The sequence below is a fragment of the Priestia sp. TGN 0903 genome, assembly GCF_050846855.1.
Classification (GTDB): domain Bacteria; phylum Bacillota; class Bacilli; order Bacillales; family Bacillaceae_H; genus Priestia; species Priestia zanthoxyli.
Map to the genome: position 1 here is coordinate 39,004 of NZ_JBOZGL010000005.1, position 14,362 is coordinate 53,365.

Annotated in this window: 12 protein-coding genes; 2 read left to right on the forward strand and 10 right to left on the reverse strand. The window is 39.1% G+C overall.

What is annotated here, in order from left to right:
- Positions 1–116: 116 nt before the first annotated feature.
- From dnaJ to gpr, 8 genes are all read right to left on the reverse strand, one after another.
- On the reverse strand, positions 117–1,247 hold the full coding sequence (gene dnaJ, locus ACRPLY_RS17700; protein ID WP_013059241.1) for a molecular chaperone DnaJ: 1,131 nt from the start codon (positions 1,245–1,247) through the stop codon (positions 117–119).
- A gap of 235 nt (positions 1,248–1,482) precedes the next feature.
- Positions 1,483–3,300 (reverse strand): molecular chaperone DnaK, encoded by a 1,818-nt coding sequence (gene dnaK, locus ACRPLY_RS17705; RefSeq protein ID WP_014458181.1) that lies wholly within the window; start codon positions 3,298–3,300, stop codon positions 1,483–1,485.
- A gap of 30 nt (positions 3,301–3,330) precedes the next feature.
- The gene (gene grpE / locus ACRPLY_RS17710; protein ID WP_028411655.1) at positions 3,331–3,891 is read right to left on the reverse strand and encodes a nucleotide exchange factor GrpE; all 561 of its coding nucleotides are present in this window, start codon (positions 3,889–3,891) and stop codon (positions 3,331–3,333) included.
- 105 nt (positions 3,892–3,996) lie between these two features.
- Positions 3,997–5,025, reverse strand: coding sequence for a heat-inducible transcriptional repressor HrcA (hrcA, locus tag ACRPLY_RS17715; RefSeq protein WP_013059244.1), 1,029 nt, complete (start codon positions 5,023–5,025; stop codon positions 3,997–3,999).
- Between the two features lie 91 nt (positions 5,026–5,116).
- Entirely contained in the window at positions 5,117–6,256 is a 1,140-nt protein-coding gene (gene hemW, locus ACRPLY_RS17720) for a radical SAM family heme chaperone HemW (RefSeq protein ID WP_047749825.1), read from the reverse strand.
- Between the two features lie 175 nt (positions 6,257–6,431).
- Positions 6,432–8,255, reverse strand: a complete 1,824-nt coding sequence (gene lepA / locus ACRPLY_RS17725) for a translation elongation factor 4 (RefSeq protein WP_013059246.1) — start codon at positions 8,253–8,255, stop codon at positions 6,432–6,434.
- A gap of 128 nt (positions 8,256–8,383) precedes the next feature.
- Entirely contained in the window at positions 8,384–8,719 is a 336-nt protein-coding gene (locus ACRPLY_RS17730; protein ID WP_028411657.1) for a YqxA family protein, read from the reverse strand.
- A gap of 84 nt (positions 8,720–8,803) precedes the next feature.
- Positions 8,804–9,916 carry a GPR endopeptidase gene (gene gpr / locus ACRPLY_RS17735; RefSeq protein WP_367077782.1) on the reverse strand — a complete coding sequence of 371 codons (1,113 nt, stop codon included), beginning with the start codon at positions 9,914–9,916 and terminating at the stop codon, positions 8,804–8,806.
- Positions 9,917–10,172: 256 nt separating this feature from the next.
- Here gpr and rpsT point away from each other — a divergent pair, with 256 nt between their 5' ends.
- On the forward strand, positions 10,173–10,439 hold the full coding sequence (gene rpsT / locus ACRPLY_RS17740; RefSeq protein ID WP_013085065.1) for a 30S ribosomal protein S20: 267 nt from the start codon (positions 10,173–10,175) through the stop codon (positions 10,437–10,439).
- A gap of 34 nt (positions 10,440–10,473) precedes the next feature.
- Here rpsT and holA read toward each other — a convergent pair whose 3' ends face one another.
- Complete coding sequence (gene holA / locus ACRPLY_RS17745) at positions 10,474–11,490, reverse strand: DNA polymerase III subunit delta (RefSeq protein WP_099331296.1); 1,017 nt, start codon at positions 11,488–11,490, stop codon at positions 10,474–10,476.
- 327 nt (positions 11,491–11,817) lie between these two features.
- On the opposite strand from holA, the gene ACRPLY_RS17750 reads away from it, so the two are divergent.
- Positions 11,818–11,952, forward strand: a complete 135-nt coding sequence (locus ACRPLY_RS17750; RefSeq protein ID WP_013059251.1) for a YqzM family protein — start codon at positions 11,818–11,820, stop codon at positions 11,950–11,952.
- Between the two features lie 57 nt (positions 11,953–12,009).
- Here the strand turns inward: ACRPLY_RS17750 and ACRPLY_RS17755 are convergent, their stop codons facing one another.
- Positions 12,010–14,301 carry a DNA internalization-related competence protein ComEC/Rec2 gene (locus ACRPLY_RS17755; protein ID WP_432232075.1) on the reverse strand — a complete coding sequence of 764 codons (2,292 nt, stop codon included), beginning with the start codon at positions 14,299–14,301 and terminating at the stop codon, positions 12,010–12,012.
- Between the last annotated feature and the right edge of the window lie 61 nt (positions 14,302–14,362).

The following is a 14,362-nucleotide window of genomic DNA, read 5'->3' on the forward strand; positions in this document are numbered from 1 at the left end:
GCTACCAACTTCATCCTTTCTGCCTTCAGTAATATAGGATTTTAAATATGAACATGACAGATGACAGGTTGGCAAAGTACCTTTACCAACCTGTCTCTGTTTATTATGAAAGACAATTATTCCCCTTTAATTGCTCGTTTTACTTTTGCAAAAAAGGAATCATGCTGCTCATCAACGGCTTCTTGACCGCTCAGTTCAGCGAACTCACGCAATAATTGTTTTTGTTTTTCTGATATTTTTGTTGGCGTTACAACGCGAACGTGAATATGCTGATCTCCTTGACCATACCCTCGTACGTTTGCCACACCTTTTCCTTTTAAACGGAATTTCGTCCCCGTTTGTGTACCAGCAGGAATCTTCAGCTTCACCTTGCCGTGTAGAGTTGGTACTTCTACTTCATCACCTAGTGCTGCCTGAGCAAACGTTAAAGGCATTTCGCAGTAGATATCGTCTCCATCACGTTCAAAGAATTCATGAGTGCGCACGTGGAACACTACATATAAATCTCCCGGAGGACCACCATTTACCCCTGGTTCTCCTTGAGCACTAACGCGCAGCTGTTGACCATCATCTACACCAGCTGGAATTTTAACATTAATTTTACGTCGTTTTGTTACTTTACCGTCACCGTGGCACGTTGCACATTTGTCTTTAATGATTTTTCCCGTACCATTACAATGATGACACGCACGTCGATTTACCACGCGGCCAAACGGCGTGTTTTGTTCAACGTTTAACTGGCCTGAACCATTACAGTGCGAACATGTATCGACTTTTGTTCCAGGTTTTGCACCTGAACCGTGACATGTTTCACACGTTTCTTCACGTGGAATTTCAATTGTTGTTTCTTTTCCGAAAACAGCTTCTTCAAAAGAAAGTGTCATCGTGTATTGTAAATCGGCACCTTGTCTCGGAGCATTAGGGTCACGTCTGCGACCACCACCACCAAAGATCGAGCTGAAAATATCTTCAAAGCCGAAGCCGCCAAAGTCTGAGCCGCCTCCACCAAAGCCGCCAAAGCCTTGATTTGGATCAGTATGACCAAATTGATCGTATTGTGCTTTTTTTTGGTCATCACTCAATACTTCATATGCTTCTTTTACTTCTTTAAATTTGTCAGCAGCATCTTCCGCTTTATTAATATCTGGATGATATTGTTTAGAAAGCTTGCGGTATGCTTTTTTTATTTCATCTTTTGTAGCGCTCTTACTGATACCGAGTACTTCATAGTAATCTCGCTTACTCATCAATACTCACTCCCGAATCGTTTCACATAAACGTAATTGTATCATTATTAATAATTCCATAGCAACATAAAAGTTACTTTCTATTGCTCCCGTGCACGCAGAGAGCCAAGAGAAAAACTTTCCCTTTCGCTTTTCCACGTTAAAAAAGTCAAAGCCAAGAAATAAGCTTGACTTTGACTTTTTAAAAAGATGTGAATCGCACCATGGCGTCATTCACGTTAGTCGTCAAGATGCATTATTTTTTGTCGTCGTTTACTTCTTCAAACTCTGCATCTACAACATCATCATTTTGAGCGCCTTGTTCACCGGCTTGCTGAGCTTGTTGAGCTTGCTCATACAATTTTACAGTTAACGCTTGAACGATTTCTTGAAGTTCATCTTTTTTCGCTTTGATTTCTTCAAGGTCATTCTTTTCAATCGCAGCTTTTAAAGCATCTTTTGCTTCGTTAGCTTTTGTTACTTCAGCTTCTTCTACTTTTCCTTCAAGATCTTTTAATGTTTTTTCAGTTGTAAACACTAGTTGATCTGCTTCGTTGCGTAGTTCCACTTCTTCTTTACGTTGCTTATCAGCATCTGCGTTTTCTTCCGCCTCTTTTACCATACGTTCGATTTCGTCATCTGATAAACCAGTTGAAGATTTAATTGTAATCGCCTGCTCTTTGTTTGTACCTAAATCTTTTGCACGAACGTTTACGATACCGTTCTTATCAATATCGAATGATACTTCGATTTGAGGTACTCCGCGTGGTGCAGGAGGAATGTCTGTTAATTGGAAACGTCCTAGCGTTTTATTGTCTGCAGACATTGGACGCTCACCTTGAAGAACGTGAATATCTACAGCCGTTTGGCTATCTGCAGCCGTTGAGAATACTTGTGATTTGCTTGTTGGAATTGTCGTATTACGCTCAATTAGCTTTGTAAATACGCCACCCATTGTTTCGATACCTAGTGATAAAGGCGTTACGTCTAGTAATACAACGTCTTTTACATCACCAGTTAATACGCCACCTTGAATTGCTGCACCAAGTGCAACTACTTCATCAGGGTTTACACCTTTATGAGGATCTTGACCAGTTTCTTTTTTGATTGCATCTTGTACCGCTGGGATACGAGTTGAACCACCAACTAAGATTACTTTATCAAGTTCGCTTGCAGAAAGACCTGCATCTTTTAAAGCTTGACGCACAGGGGCCATTGTACGTTCAACAAGACCTGCTGATAACTCGTCAAATTTAGCACGTGATAAAGATACTTCTAAGTGAAGAGGACCAGCTTCTCCAGCAGTGATAAATGGTAAAGAAATTTGTGTAGATGTTACGCCTGATAAATCTTTTTTCGCTTTTTCAGCCGCATCTTTTAAACGTTGAAGCGCCATTTTATCTTTGCTTAAATCAACGCCGTTTTCTTTTTTGAATTCAGCTACTAAATAGTCGATGATTACTTGGTCAAAGTCGTCACCACCAAGGCGATTGTCACCTGCAGTTGCGCGAACTTCAAACACGCCGTCGCCAAGTTCTAGAATAGATACGTCAAACGTACCGCCACCAAGGTCATAAACTAAAACTGTTTGATCTTCATCTGTTTTTTCTAATCCGTATGCAAGCGCTGCTGCAGTAGGCTCGTTAATAATACGCTCTACTTCTAAACCAGCAATTTTACCAGCATCTTTTGTTGCTTGACGCTCAGCATCATTAAAGTAAGCAGGAACTGTGATAACAGCTTTTGTTACAGGCTCACCTAAATACTCTTCAGCATAACCTTTTAAATGTTGAAGAATGATAGCTGACATTTCTTGAGGCGTGTATTGCTTGCCTTCAGCTTCCACCTTATGGTCTGTACCCATATGACGTTTAACTGAAATAATTGTGTTAGGGTTTGTAATAGCTTGACGTTTCGCTACTTCCCCAACTTGACGCTCACCGTTTTTGAATGCCACAACTGATGGCGTTGTACGGTTTCCTTCTGGATTTGGAATTACTTTTGGTTCGCCGCCTTCTAATACAGCGACACAAGAGTTAGTTGTACCTAAATCGATACCAATGATCTTACTCATTGACAATGACCTCCTTCATAATATGTAGTGTTATTGATTCACTTTAACCATCGCAGGGCGGATGATTTTATCTTTTAATTTGTAACCTTTTTGAAGCTCTTCTACTACCGTGTTCGGTTCGTATTCATCGTCTTCTACTTGCATCACTGCTTGGTGCTCGTATGGATCAAATGTTTTCCCAACTGACTCAATTGCTTCAACACCTTCTTTTTGAAGTGCCTCTACCAATTGACGGTATACCATTTCTACACCTTGTAGCACAGATTTGGTTTGTTCGTCCGCTGTGTTAACTTGTAATGCACGTTCAAAGTTATCAAGTGCTGGTAAAATATCCGCAACCAATGATTGAGCACGGTATTTTTGAGCAGCTTCTGCATCGAGACGTGAACGACGACGGAAATTATCGAAATCAGCTTGTAGACGTAAGTAGCGATTCTCTTCTTCTTCAAGCTGTTGCTTTAATTGATCATTTTCTTGTTGAAGAGGGTTTACTTCCTCAGACGCTTCAGCTTCAGTTGCTTCAGCAGCTTCTGTTTGAACTTCTTCAACCACTTCTTCGTTTTGTTCTTCTACTTGCTTTTCGTTTGACAATTCATTCACCTCCCTTAAATGTTTACACACATTTTCACATTTTAAACAACGATTTTTATTTTATCACAGGGAAAGGATGGAAGTAATATATTCCACCCGATTCCTTTATTCTTTATACAAGTTTGTTAACACTTGAGACATATCTGATGATAGCAGTGTAAGCAAACTAATCACACGCGCATATTCCATGCGGGTCGGTCCCAGTATAGCAATTGTGCCGAGCTGTTCGTGACCAAAAGAATAACTAGCTGTAATTAAGCTGCAGCCTACCATTTCATTCAACTTATTTTCATGACCAATTTTCACGTGTATGCCAGCCTCATTTGGGCTTAGCAGCTTATAAAACTGCTGTTCATGTTCAATAATGTTGAACAGCCCGCGAATTTTATTAAGATCATGAAATTCCGGCTGAGCAAACATATTCGTTTTGCCGCCAACTACTAATTTGCCATTCATGTTGAGCTTTAATGCATCATTGAGTATGTCCATCGTCTGCTCATACCCTTGAATGTGGCTTTTTAAGAGCGTCGCTACTTCTTTGTACATTTTATCATGTAAATCAGTAATGCGAACGCCAATGAGCTTTTCGTTCAAAATGTTAACCATCTTTTCAATATCGGAAGGTTGAATACTGCTCGGTAACGTAATCGTCCGACTTTCAACGTGTCCTGTATCAGTCACAATAATGGCAACAGCTGACTGAGCCGTTAAAGGTAAAATCTGCAGCTGTTTTAACTTATGGCTGACCGCTTTTGGCCCTAGCACAATGGACGTTAAACTCGTTAAATCGGATAAAATTTGCGCTGATTTTTGAACGAGCTGCTCCAGTTCTACAATGCGCTCAGCAAATACCGAACGTACTGTAGAAACATCGCTTGCTTTCAAGTGCTGCGGGGACACTAGGTGATCAACATAATAACGATAGCCTTTCTCAGACGGAACGCGCCCTGAAGAAGTATGAGTTTTTTCAATAAATCCAAGTTCTTCTAGGTCTGACATCTCATTACGAATCGTAGCCGAACTAAAATTAAACTCTTCTTTCTTAGATAATGTTCGAGAGCCTACCGGCTGCGCAGATCGAATGAAATCATCAATAATGACTTGTAAAATTAATAACTGTCGATCAGTAAGCACGCTTCATCACCTCTGTTAGCACTCTAAAACTCTGAGTGCTAAATCTAATAATAAATTACCAAATCACTATAGCGATGTCAACGATTTGGTATTAGATTATCCCAATAAAGGCTTGAAAAACTTCATTCCCCAAAAATCGACCATTGTGTGTTAAAAAGACGGAGCTATTGTCTTCACCCAAAAGTCCTTTCTCTTTGTATTCTTGAATAGGTTCTCCAAATACATCTTTTAATTCTCGATTGAATTTTTGCTTAAACTCCTCTTTTGAGACTCCTTTCGTTTTACGAAGGCCCAAAAACATTTCTTCTTCCATTTTTTCAGCCTCGGTCACGCTCACTTCATTAAGATATGCATTTCCTTTTTGCTCGACTGAATCAATGTACTTTTTTAATGGTCCAATATTTGCTCGTCTTATTCCGTCAATATAGCTATGTGCGCCTGCACCAATTCCGTAATAATCGTCGTTGTTCCAATATGTTAGATTATGAATACTCTCGTAGCCTGACTTTGCGAAATTACTGATTTCATATTGATGAAAACCTTGTTTGTCCATTTCTTTCATAAGCAGCTCATACATAGCTGCTTCTTCTTCTTGAGCAGGCAGCGGCAGCTTCCCTTTATTCATTAAATTATAAAATACCGTTTTAGGTTCAATAATTAACGAATAGGCAGACATATGCTCTACCTCTAATGAAAAAGCGGTTTGAAGCGTAGAAGAAAAATCAGCTACCGTTTGTTCCGGCAAGCTATAAATTAAGTCTAAGCTTATATTCGACATTCCAATCTTTCTCGCTTGCTCAATACAATCAAATACCTGCCTATTTGAATGCACACGTCCAATTTTCTCCAATAACCTTTCATTAAACGTTTGTACACCAATACTTAAACGATTCACGCCATAGTCATGGAGAAGCTGAAGCTTTTCTTTTGTCAATTCATTCGGATTCGCTTCAAATGTAAACTCACCTTTCTCATCATAAGGAAGATACATACGAATGGATTCTAAAAAATACTCCAGCTGCTGTTCATCTAAGGCTGTGGGCGTTCCACCCCCAACGAATATCGTGTTCAAATTGGTCGTTGGATAACGTTCGACTGTTTGTTTCATTTCTTCTCGCATGCTTTCCAAATACGGCATAACGGGCTGATTTTTGAAAAACACTTTATTAAAGTCACAATAGTGACAAATATGATGACAAAACGGGATATGCAGATATGCTGCCTTCACCATGGACTTTCACCTCAATCACATTTATAAATGATAAAAATACCGCAGAGTCTCTCTGCGGTATTTTTATCTATGTTCGTTCACACTTATTTACAGCGCTCAAAACTCTTTACTATCGTATCAGATTCGCTTCATTTTCAAAACTAATTTGACATGTTAAATAATAGAATTTCAGCTATTAATCTTCGTCCATGCGAAGCACAGCCATGAATGCTTCCTGCGGTACTTCAACAGAACCGACCTGCTTCATACGTTTTTTACCTTCTTTTTGTTTTTCAAGAAGTTTACGTTTACGAGAGATATCTCCTCCGTAACATTTTGCTAAAACGTTTTTGCGAATGGCTTTAATTGTTGAACGCGCCACAATTTTTTGACCGATTGCCGCTTGAATCGGCACTTCGAACTGTTGACGTGGAATAAGCTCTTTAAGCTTTTCTACAATGACTTTACCACGATCATAAGCTGAATCTCTGTGAACGATAAAGGACAGCGCATCGACCGTTTCACCGTTTAAGAGAATATCCATCTTCACAAGCTTCGAAGGCTGATATCCGATAAGCTCGTAGTCAAACGACGCGTAGCCTTTTGTATTTGATTTTAGTTGATCAAAGAAATCATATACAATTTCAGCCAGCGGAATTTCGTATACAATACTCACGCGATTAGCATCCAAGTACTGCATATCAATAAAGTTGCCTCGCTTCTTCTGACAAAGCTCCATCACAGCACCAACATAATCGTTTGGTACCATCATTGTGGCCTTCACATACGGTTCTTCCACGCGTTCAATCTTTTGTGGGTCCGGCATATTAGAAGGGTTATCTACAGACAGATGAGTCTCGTCTGTTAAATATACGTCATAAATAACGCTTGGAGCTGTTGTAATTAAATCAATTTTAAATTCACGCTCAATACGCTCTTGGATAATCTCCATGTGAAGCAGTCCTAAGAATCCACATCGGAAACCAAACCCTAAGGCCTGAGACGTCTCTGGCTCAAACTGAAGTGCAGAGTCATTTAGCTCTAACTTTTCTAGTGCTTCACGAAGATCATTATACTTCGCTGTATCAATCGGATACAGTCCGCAGTATACCATTGGATTCAGACGACGATAGCCAGGAAGAGGTTCACTTGCTCCGTTTTTGGCAAGAGTAATCGTGTCCCCTACTCGCGTATCTCCAACATTTTTAATAGCTGCTGTTAAAAACCCTACGTCGCCAACAGAAAGTTCATCTTTAGCAACGGCTTTTGGCGTTAACACACCTAGCTCCGTTACCTCAAACTCTTTTCCTGTTGCCATCATTTTAATTTTGTCGCCTACTTTTACTCGTCCCTGTACGATACGAATAGATGCAACTACACCTCGGTATGCATCATAAAATGAATCAAAGATTAGCGCTTGAAGCGGTGCATCTGGATCCCCTTCAGGAGCAGGAACTTTTTCAACAATTTGTTCTAAAATTTCTTCGATTCCAATTCCTGCTTTAGCTGAAGCTAATACAGCTTCCGACGCATCTAATCCAATTACGTCTTCAACCTCTTGGCGCACTCGCTCTGGCTCTGCGCTCGGCAGGTCAATCTTATTGATGACAGGTAAAATTTCAAGGTTGTTATCAAGCGCTAAATATACGTTTGCTAGTGTTTGAGCTTCAATACCTTGAGCTGCATCTACTACTAGAATAGCACCTTCACACGCGGCTAAACTTCGCGACACTTCATATGTAAAATCGACGTGTCCCGGTGTGTCAATTAGATGAAAAGTATACTCTTCTCCATCTTTTGCTTTGTATTGAAGCTGCACAGCATTTAATTTAATGGTAATTCCACGTTCACGTTCTAAATCCATCGAATCTAAAAGCTGAGCTTTCATTTCTCGCTGTGTTAACGCATTTGTTTTTTCTAAAATACGGTCTGCTAATGTTGACTTACCGTGGTCTATATGAGCAATAATCGAAAAGTTTCTGATTTTCGATTGTCGTTTCAATCTTGCTTCTCTATCCATATTTTTTTCACTCCTACTGAAAATCGGCAAAATACACTAAACTAAATTATAACAACACATTCGTCAACATTCAATAAGCATTCCATTGGGGATTTTCCCATACAAAAAAGCAGAAAGAGATTCTGCTTTTAATTAAGAAGATGATGGATAGCCTTAAAAGCTTTTCCTATTGTACTTTTCACGCCTTCCGCTAGACTTTGACCTAGCGAGGAGAAAAAGTTAAAAGCCTTTCGTTTTTCTAAAAGCTGCTGTTTTTCATCAATGTTCACAACTTTTTTTGAACCTAAAACAGCAGCTTCCACCTGACCATCTGACGTTTTAGACACATTAATAACATGTTCAATCGAAGGATCATTATATCCCTTCATTTTAATCAGCCCTTGCTGAGCCGTCTGCATTCCTAAAAATACGACGAACAGTAAAAAAATAGTTAGCACTACTGATTTTAAAGTAAATTTAATCACATTATTAGGCCCCTTACTTCTTTATCTTCTGTAGTACTAACCATTATGACTATATTCTGAAGAACTCATTCATCTAAAAGCGTATTAATGAGTATATGCCCCAAAGTTCTCTTGGTCCACTTCATGATGCAAAGCAGCGTTAAGTCCTCCTGCAACTACATTAGCCATATCTTCAATAAACATATCCACTTCTTTTGGCGTAACCATCAAATTATGACCTAAAGGTGCAAGCACTTCATGAATAAGACGTCTTTTTTCTTCATCGGGAAGAGTGCCAATCATACCGAGGTACGTTTGACGCTGCTCTTCATTGGGTAAATCATCCTCCGTGAGCTTCTTTTTTTCTCCAAACGTCATACCAGACGGAAGCAGCGACTTAGACGGCTTTCCCTGCTCTTTCATTTCTCGGCCGAAATGTTTTAAGATAAAGTCAATTGTATCGCTTGTAATGGACACAGCATCCACCACCGTTGGAATACCTATTGCAATAACTGGAATGCCAAGTGTTTCATAACTGATTTCTTTGCGCTTGTTTCCAACCCCAGACCCAGGATGAATACCTGAATCTGAAATTTGAATGGTAGCATTTACCCGTTCAATCGAACGAGCGGCCAGCGCATCGATTGCAATAATAAAATCCGGATTCACTTTCTTTACAACGCCAAAGATAATATCACTTGTCTCAATACCCGTCATTCCCATTACTCCCGGAACAATGGCGCTAACGGGTCTAAAGCCATCTTGCACGCTTTCAGGCTGTAACTCAAACAAATGTCTTGTAATCAACAAATTATCTACTGCCTTTGGTCCAAGCGCATCTGGTGTCACACTTAAGTTTCCAAGACCCACTACAAGACAGCTAGCATCATCTGGAATGTTGAGGCTTTTAATAAAAAAATTCAGCTCTTTAGCAAATACTTCTTCCATAGCCTCTTGCTTTTCAGTATCCTGCTCGCGAATGCCTACCGATTCAAGGGTTACATATCGGCCTTTTTTCTTACCGATTGCTTCTGCGCCCTCTTCCGTAATTTCTACCATTGAAATTTTGACACCTTGTTCTTCTTTTTCTTTTACAATTACGCCGTTGATTTCTGACTGGTTATTCGATTTAGGCTGATTTTCTAACGCTATGTCTTTTGCTTCGACAGCTAGATCCGTGCGCACGCTATATTGACTTAAATCAAGTTCTTTTTCCATTTCTTAACCTCCTAGACAATCTTTGTTGAAATTATTGTCACCGAGGACTGGCAGATTCATGCATTTAAGAAACGAAAAGTAGAAGGAAGGGCGCAATATCAGCTACAAGCTTTTAAAGAGAGGTCTGTCATATAAAATTCCTTGTCAAGGCTATTGCATTCTGTCCTTGTGTTTGATAAAATATCTTTTGTTCTTATTGTGAAGAATGTCGAGTTCTATATAATCTCGATTGTTATCATTTCGGGAGGTGAAACGGATGCCAAACATTAAATCAGCTATCAAACGTGTAAAAACTACTGAAGCTCGCCGTGCTCATAACATTCAAGCTAAATCAGCTATGCGTACTGCAATCAAAAACTTTGAAGCTTTAGTTGAAAACAACGATGTAGATAACGCAAAAGCAGCATTTGCTGTTGCTTCTAAAAAATTAGACAAAGCCGCACAATCTGGTCTTATCCACAAAAATGCTGCAGCTCGTCAAAAATCTCGCTTAGCAGTAAAACTTAACGGTTTATCTGCATAATTGAGACAAAAACGATCCCATTAGGATCGTTTTTTTATTGCGCTCTTTTTAATAAAAACAGCTGTAAAATAAGCGCTTTATCCATTTTTCCCGTCTTCATTTCATAATCTGCCTCTGCTAAATCCTTTAAAATTCCTTTAAGCTGCTGTTCCTCAAAACTTCTGCTCTGCTGCAAAGCGATTTTCACACGAAACGGATGAACCTTAATCGTTTGAGCAATTTGCTGCTGACCGTACCCTTGACTAGACAGCTGCTTCGTATGATAAATTAAACGAAACTGCGTCGCTAACAAAGATAAAATTTTAATAGGCTCTTCGTTGTTACGCAGCAAATCCTGATACATATTTAAAGCGATAGAAACCTTTCGCTGAATAACAGCATCAATAAGCGTAAATACGTTTTGTTCAAGCGTTTTTGCCACAAGCTTAAGCACCACTTCTTTTGTAATGACTCCTCCTTGTCCAACGTATAACACCATTTTTTCAATTTCATTTGTCACGAGCGTTACATTAAGCCCCACAAGCTGAATAAGCAGCGTTTCAGCATCTTCATCCATATTCACTCCATCTTTTGAAAGCAAATTATGAATCCACTGCTTCATTTCTTTTTCACCAAATTCGTTCGCTTCGATGTAAGCTGCTTGTTTTTTTAATAATTTTGTTATTTTTTTTCTTTCATCCAGCTTTTCATAAGGGGCTAGAAGAATTAACGTTGAAAAAGACGGGGGCTGTTCGACATATTGCTGAAGTTTTGCCAGATCATGCTCAACTTTATCTTTTGATTTTTCAGCCGTTAAAAATGCTGCATTTTTCGCAACCACTACACGCTTGTCTCCTAAAAAAGGAAGCGTTTCAGCATCTTCTAGAACTTGATCAATCGATGTCTCTTCTAAATCGTATAGGGACAAGTTAAATTCTTTATCTTCTTCATTCAACGTATAGTCGACGATTTTATCTCTAATCTTTTTACTCATAAATGCATTAACCCCGTGTATTAAATAAACGGGGGCGATATTATTTTTGGTAATACTTTTTAAGCTATCAACTGCCAACGTATATACGCTCCTCTTTTTTTATTCATCTATATTGATTATGTATAGTTACTGATAAACAAAATACAATTTCTATCGTAAAGGTGTTATGAGTTTTTGGCAACAATACAAAAGGAATTGTCTTAAAACGACAATTCCTCAGTTTATGATAAACATCAACAATATAAGCCCTAGGTTACTTATTTGTTAATGATTAAACCCTTATCTCTATTTTCTCCTCATGCTCATAAAGTATAGTTGTTAACTGTTGTCAGTTTGTGAAAACGCTCTTAAATTGTCTAGATTTTTAAAAAAAGTTAGATTATACTGTAAACAGGAGGGGTGTTAATGAACCAATTTGAAGAAAGTGTCCAAAGTAAACGCAACGACGCTGTCGATTCTGCCGTAGGATTTGGTGTTTCATTTGGCTTTTTCACTGCCTTATTTGTTATTGCAACTGTGATTCACTACTTGGGTTCGTAAAATTGCTTCAAGGCTGCTTCTTAGCAGTCTTTTTCAGTTCGTTTTTCTTACTATAGACTATGGAAGTTGCTGCGAAAACGTTCCTGACTTTTTTGTAAATTCATACATTACCCCACCATCTTCATCCGTTCGGTAAATATACACCCCGTAGCTTTTCAGAAGCTCTAATATTTCTTGATGAGGATGACCATAACGATTTTTTTGCCCCGCTGAAACAAGCGCTACTTTAGGGTTTAAATGTTGAACAAACTCTTCTGAAGTTGAGGTTTTACTGCCATGATGACCCACTTTTAATACATCTGCTTTAAGGTTGGGAAAGTCTTTCAATATTCTTTGTTCTCCTTCCTTTTCTAAATCTCCGGTGAATAGCCATCTTAAATTTCCTAACTTAGCGTCTATTACAATTGAGCCGTTGTTGCTCGTTTCTTCGAAACCTATGGGAGAAATAACCTGAAATAAGACACCTCCTTCTTGCCAGCTATCTCCTTGTTGAACAATTTGAACAGGCACGCTTTGTTTTTGAGCAGCGATCACCAAGCCAGTCTCTACGTCATTTAATTCGGCTTTTTTTCCAAGCACCAGCTCTCCGACAGCCACTTGTGAAAATAAATGCTGTGCCGCCCCTGCGTGATCATAATCGCCGTGTGTAATAATCATTTTATCTACCTTTGTCATTCCTTTTGAATGCAAAAAGGGAACAAGTACGTCTTCTCCCACGTCAAAAGAAGAACGGCGTTTTTGCCATGGTTCTTTTGGAAATGAAACGGTTCCTCCGGTATCGATCATATACACGCCTTTTCGATAAGGAAGCTCAATGATAAAGCAGTCTCCTTGTCCTACATCGACCATTGTGACCGTTCCTTTTGGATTCAAATAAGGATACATACATTGTGCGGCTAACAATGCCGCGAGAAGAAACATATAGCGAACGAAAAATTTCCCTTCTTCGACCGCCACAAATAAAGCATAAATGCATAGGTACATGCCCAAAAACAGCAAAATATGGGGTTTTCCCGTTACGAAATCAGCGGGAATCCATTCAAAAAAATCAAGCAATTTTTCACAAGCAAGTAAAAGAACATGAAGAATTTGCTCCAGCAATTCACTCACTCCCGGCAAGATGATACGAACAAAAAGAATGAGCAAACAAAGAGGTAATACAACAAGAGAAAACAACGGTACAAAAACCATATTTAATGGCAAACTGAGGAGAGATACTTCATAAAAATAGTACAACAATAAAGGAAGTGAACTGACTTGTGCAATCGCTGAAACAGCCATGAGCTGGCTGAAAGAAGAATGAAAACGAGGTAAAATTGTCTGACTCGATAAAATCAAGGCAAAACTAACGGCAAAAGAAAGCTGAAATCCTACATCAAATAAATAGTACGGTTTGAAAAGCAGCATGCTCATAAAAGCAAGGCTCATGCTATCAACCAAAAGAATTTTTCTTTGTATTTTTATCGATATAAGCATCACCATACTCATAAAAACAGCTCGGACAACTGAAGCGCTGCCACCGGCCAAAACCATGTATACAGGAAGAAGCAAAAGTAAAAGCGTAATGGCTCGCTCGCGCGTTATTCCAATCCGAATGAGCAAATAAAAACACATCGCTGTCAGCAGGCCAACATGAAGACCTGATATGGCAAGCAAGTGTATTAAACCAAATTGCTGATAGCGCTTGATACTCTCTTCTTCGATCCCAGTACGCTCGCCGTAAATTAGTGCCTGCATAAATCCAGCGCCTGGATCCGACATGTTTTGTTGAATATAATTAATTCCTTTTTGACGAATAAAGGTAAGGTACGTAAGTGGAGTTAAGGTGGGGAGCTGGCATTTTGCCAAATCAAGTCTCTTGACGTTAAGCTGCCAATGAATAGACTGATGGTATAAATATTGCTGATAATCAAATGCATGAAGGTTGCGAGCAGGTGAAGGAGAAGTTAATTGCCCTGCTAGTTGACAAACTTGATGAATCGTTAGCTTTTCGAGCTGCTGTTTCTCTTCTAGCGTTTTTAGTTTATAAAAAGCCATGACTTCTTCATTTTGAACCGTAAACTTAAAAGTAAGCTTGTCGCCGTCACTATGCGGAACAGATGAAATTTCGCCTGTAAAAGTAGAAGATTCAGCTAAAAGAACCGTTTTGTTATGCTTATTTGCCTCAGCTAATAGGTAGACGCACAAAACGCTCAACAGTGCAGAAGCAATAACCACTTTCCTCGGACATTGTAGCCATTGAAAAATGAAAAGCACGATTAGCAAAAACAGGCTTACAGCGGAATGATTATCATATACATATAAGGCTAGCATCATGCTAAAAGCACAGTAAATATAATATCCTTTCACTTTTAGCTCCTTTCTTCTTAAAAGAAAGAGGCTTCTTACTGTTACCAAGTAAAAAACCTCT

What these genes read in the sequence shown, in the direction of transcription:
- dnaJ (WP_013059241.1), bottom strand. Translation starts at nt 1,247, where the DNA reads ATGAGTAAGCGAGATTACTATGAAGTACTCGGTATCAGTAAGAGCGCT.
- dnaK (WP_014458181.1), bottom strand. Translation starts at nt 3,300, where the DNA reads ATGAGTAAGATCATTGGTATCGATTTAGGTACAACTAACTCTTGTGTC.
- hemW (WP_047749825.1), bottom strand. Translation starts at nt 6,256, where the DNA reads ATGGTGAAGGCAGCATATCTGCATATCCCGTTTTGTCATCATATTTGT.
- lepA (WP_013059246.1), bottom strand. Translation starts at nt 8,255, where the DNA reads ATGGATAGAGAAGCAAGATTGAAACGACAATCGAAAATCAGAAACTTT.
- gpr (WP_367077782.1), bottom strand. Translation starts at nt 9,916, where the DNA reads ATGGAAAAAGAACTTGATTTAAGTCAATATAGCGTGCGCACGGATCTA.
- rpsT (WP_013085065.1), top strand. Translation starts at nt 10,173, where the DNA reads ATGCCAAACATTAAATCAGCTATCAAACGTGTAAAAACTACTGAAGCT.
- ACRPLY_RS17750 (WP_013059251.1), top strand. Translation starts at nt 11,818, where the DNA reads ATGAACCAATTTGAAGAAAGTGTCCAAAGTAAACGCAACGACGCTGTC.